Source organism: Planktothrix sp. FACHB-1355, from assembly GCF_014748295.1.
GTDB classification, from domain to species: domain Bacteria; phylum Cyanobacteriota; class Cyanobacteriia; order Cyanobacteriales; family Aerosakkonemataceae; genus Aerosakkonema; species Aerosakkonema funiforme_A.
This window is the reverse complement of record NZ_JACJUP010000744.1, coordinates 1-3,591: the sequence shown is the minus strand read 5'-3', so window position 1 is coordinate 3,591 and position 3,591 is coordinate 1. Positions and strand designations below refer to the sequence as shown.

Below are 3,591 nucleotides of genomic sequence, written 5' to 3'. Positions count from 1 at the left end.
TAAGCATATTAGCAGTAATGTATGGAACGGGACATTAGTCGAATTATCTGCAAAAGAAGCTAAAGTTAGCAATACTAATGGAGAAGGCGATGAAATGCCGCCGCCAATGACTAATATCAGGTTAAAATTGTTAGCTCCAAATGATGGGAGAGTGGGAGAAGAAGATATTTACGCAAAAGTTTTGGAAGCGCAAGCGGAAAAGGGAAATTTTTACATTCATTTTACTTTCATCCCCCCATCTGTAAAAGAGAAGCTAGAGGAAATTTACAAAAGTTCTTCGTAAGAAAAAAGAAGAATTTTGCCACACACGCGCTGCGATTCTGCGATATCCTTAAGAAGAAGTGTTTGTTAAGTTACGATCGAGAATGGTTGCGATCGCATTGTATAGCAATAGTACAGGGTGTCCCTCACTACATTTGCTCCTATTATGAGCAAGCAAAATCCGCGTCAATTAGCTTTTCTGACTCTGCGAGACGTTCATCGAGGCGCTTTTGCCGATGTGGCGCTCGATCGCATCTTACGTCAGGCAGATTTAAGCGATGCCGATCGAGGGTTGATGACAGAATTAGTGTATGGCAGCGTGAGAAGGCAACGAACTCTGGACGCCCTGATCGATCGACTGGGCAAAAAACCTGCCAGCAAACAAGCGCCAGACTTACGCGCAATTCTACATTTAGGTTTATATCAACTGCGTTACGAAGAGCGCATTCCCCCTTCAGCTGCTGTAAATACCACTGTTGAATTAGCTAAAGAAAACGGATTGGCAGGACTTAGCGGTTTTGTCAACGGTTTATTGCGCCAATACATCCGTTTGACAGTTAAAAATGAAGGGGAATCGGAAATTAGCCAGCAAAATCCCTTACAGTTATCAAAAGATCCTGTAGAAAGATTGGGAATTTTGCACAGCTACCCAGATTGGATTGTGCAACTGTGGTTAGAACAATTGGGAGAAGAGGAAACCGAACTGCTTTGCGAATGGATGAACCAACCGCCGTCAATTGACTTGCGGATAAATCCTTTGCAAACTTCGATCGCACAAGTGGAAGCAGCGATGCTAAAAGCTGATATTCTAGTAAGGCGCGTTCCTCACTTACCGCAAGCTTTGAGATTAATTGGTAGCAGCGGTGCAATTCAAAATCTGCCCGGTTTCCAAGAGGGTTGGTGGACGGTGCAAGATAGCAGCGCCCAAATGGTGACGCATTTATTAGATCCCCAACCGGGAGAAATCGTTATTGATGCTTGTGCGGCACCGGGAGGAAAAACTACACACATTGTAGAATTGATGCAAGACAAAGGGAAGGTGTGGGCGTGCGATCGTACTTCCTCCCGCCTGAAAAAACTCAAACAAAACGCGCAACGCCTCAGCTTAAAGTCGATCGAAATTTGTACGGGAGATAGCTGCAACCTACCTCAATTTATTAATTTAGCCGATCGAGTTTTACTAGACGTACCCTGTTCCGGTTTGGGAACCCTGCATCGCCATGCGGATGCGCGTTGGCGACAAACTCCCGAAACAGTGCGACAACTTTCGACTCTGCAAACAGAATTGTTAAATAAAACGTCCGCTTACGTCAAGCCGGGTGGCATCCTCGTCTATTCAACTTGCACCCTGCATCCTTTAGAGAATGAAAGTGTCGTAGAAGCATTTCTTTCCCATCGCCCAAGCTGGCAAATTGAACCACCACCCTCCAATTCACCGCTGATGGACTTGAGATTACCTGCTGGGTGGATAAAAGTTTGGCCCCACCGACATCAAATGGACGGCTTTTTTATGGTGCGTTTAAAGAGAGGGACTGGGGACTAGAAAAGTCAAAAGTCAATCATTCAAAAGTCAAAATAAAAAAAGGCGGTTAGCAATAGTTTTGAGTAATGATGGGTGAGGAACGGATCAGTTTAGGGGAAAAGCCAATGATTGCTAACTCCAACGTCAAAAATCTCGTTAAAATTCTCATCGGCGCTGCTTGGATTGACGGTAAAATTCAACCGGAGGAACGGGAATATCTGCACCGAGTAGCAAAAGAAAAGGGAGTTGCCGACGATCCGGAGATTAAACCTTTGCTGTATGAATTCCGGTCAGTAGAGCCGAAGGAGTGTTATCGGTGGGTGGAAGAGTATTTAGGCGATCGCCCCACCTCCCAACAATGCCAAGACTTGATCGAAGCCATCAGCGCTTTAATTTACAGCGATGGCGAAGTCGCTAATGAAGAAGCCAAACTGTTAACTATGCTACAGCAGCTCGACCCAGGCAACGAATCGCCCCAGCCAATTCAAAGTCGCGTGCTAGGAGAGATTCAAAAGCTGTATCGCCGCTGGGTCGATCGATACAATTAGCTATGAGCTAGTTGATAATGGGTAATTGGTAATTGGCGAGCGCGGAATTTTTCTTTACAGGTTGCCATTCGCCATTACCTATTACCGATTAGCTTCTAGGTGTGCCGATGCCTGGAGTTTCATCCTTTTTAACTTCCGGCACAATGCTGGGGCGCTCTTTGTCTTCCCAACCTACGGGACGCTTGGAATTGTACCAGGCGATCGAGCCAATAGTTACAGCGGCGATAAAACCAACAACATAGACCGCTGTAAAAGATACTGGAAAATGAGGGGTATTGGTGGCGGCTTCCATCAGTATGTTCATCTGTTATTAACTCCCGAATTAATCTCTGTTTACAGGGTAGAGAAAATGAGTAAAATTATCCATCCCCCCCAAGTTCGATCGCAGTATGATGGTGTCTGCTTGTATCCATATCATTAGGGGGAGAGGGAAAGGGCGTCGGGGTTAGGGGTTAGGGAAGAGGGAAAAGCGAAAATTAAATTCTTCCGCTCCCCCACTCCCCCACTCTTTCTCGACCTTAGCGGTGAGTGTTCAGTTCAATAGTAGGGGGAGCGGCTGCCGGTAGAGGTCTGGCAAGAGTCGGTGCCTGTCTCTGTATCGATCGAGATGCCGAGGAAGCGCGTTGGACTCGACGGCGTTCCGATCGAGACCGTACCGGGGCGGCAGCAGTATAGGATGGGGTGGAGTAACGCCGAGTTCGCCGAGACGACTCTGATTGAGCGCTGTACTGCCTTACCGTGCGACGGCGAGGAGTTTCCGAGACAGCATTGTACTGCTGTACCGTGCGACGACGCGGCTCCGACTTATTGCTATATTGTTCTGTGCGACGACGAGGAGCTTGCGATTGCGCGGTATACTGCCGTACTGTGCGACGACGCGGTGCTTCTGATTGAGCGGTATATTGCTGTACTGTGCGACGGCGAGATCGCTCTGCACGATATGTTGCTGGGGCGGCGTTCGTATCGGCGGTGTAGTAGCGCCGACGAGACTGCCTGACCGGCTGTGCGGGTGCCGAATTGGTATTGGCGGTGTAGTAGCGCCGACGAGACTGCCTGACCGGCTGTGTGGGTGCCGAATTGGTATCGGCGGTGTAGGAACGCCGACGAGACTGCCTGACCGGCTGTGTGGGTGCCGAATTGGTATCGGCGGTGTAGGAACGCCGTCGCAGTCTTTCCGATCGAACGCGGCGCGGTGCGGGAGAACTATCGCTGATATATTTTGTTTCCGTCACCTGGGAATAGCGACGGCGGCGACGTTGG

4 protein-coding genes and 1 pseudogene are annotated in these 3,591 nt (G+C 48.6%); 3 read left to right on the top strand and 2 right to left on the bottom strand.

All coding sequences use genetic code 11. From position 1 onward, the window contains the following. The 3 genes and pseudogenes from H6S82_RS24150 to H6S82_RS24140 all read left to right on the top strand — a co-directional run. Positions 1-283: pseudogene (locus H6S82_RS24150) on the top strand (adenylate/guanylate cyclase domain-containing protein); the annotation flags it as partial. A 144-nt stretch (positions 284-427) separates the two neighbouring features. After that, complete coding sequence (locus H6S82_RS24145; RefSeq protein ID WP_190470724.1) at positions 428-1,804, top strand: 16S rRNA (cytosine(967)-C(5))-methyltransferase; 1,377 nt, start codon at positions 428-430, stop codon at positions 1,802-1,804. Positions 1,805-1,908: 104 nt separating this feature from the next. Next, positions 1,909-2,331 (top strand): TerB family tellurite resistance protein, encoded by a 423-nt coding sequence (locus tag H6S82_RS24140; protein ID WP_190470721.1) that lies wholly within the window; start codon positions 1,909-1,911, stop codon positions 2,329-2,331. 88 nt (positions 2,332-2,419) lie between these two features. On the opposite strand, the gene H6S82_RS24135 is transcribed toward H6S82_RS24140, so the two are convergent. Then, positions 2,420-2,635, bottom strand: coding sequence for a hypothetical protein (locus H6S82_RS24135; protein WP_190470718.1), 216 nt, complete (start codon positions 2,633-2,635; stop codon positions 2,420-2,422). 214 nt (positions 2,636-2,849) lie between these two features. Continuing rightward, positions 2,850-3,591: hypothetical protein (locus tag H6S82_RS24130; protein ID WP_191056827.1), on the bottom strand; the 742-nt coding region annotated here is incomplete at its 5' end.

Bases quoted from the DNA above. Each gene is read 5' to 3' on its own strand.
- H6S82_RS24140 (WP_190470721.1), top strand. From the start codon at position 1,909: ATGATTGCTAACTCCAACGTCAAAAATCTCGTTAAAATTCTCATCGGC.
- H6S82_RS24135 (WP_190470718.1), bottom strand. From the start codon at position 2,635: ATGAACATACTGATGGAAGCCGCCACCAATACCCCTCATTTTCCAGTA.
- H6S82_RS24145 (WP_190470724.1), top strand. From the start codon at position 428: ATGAGCAAGCAAAATCCGCGTCAATTAGCTTTTCTGACTCTGCGAGAC.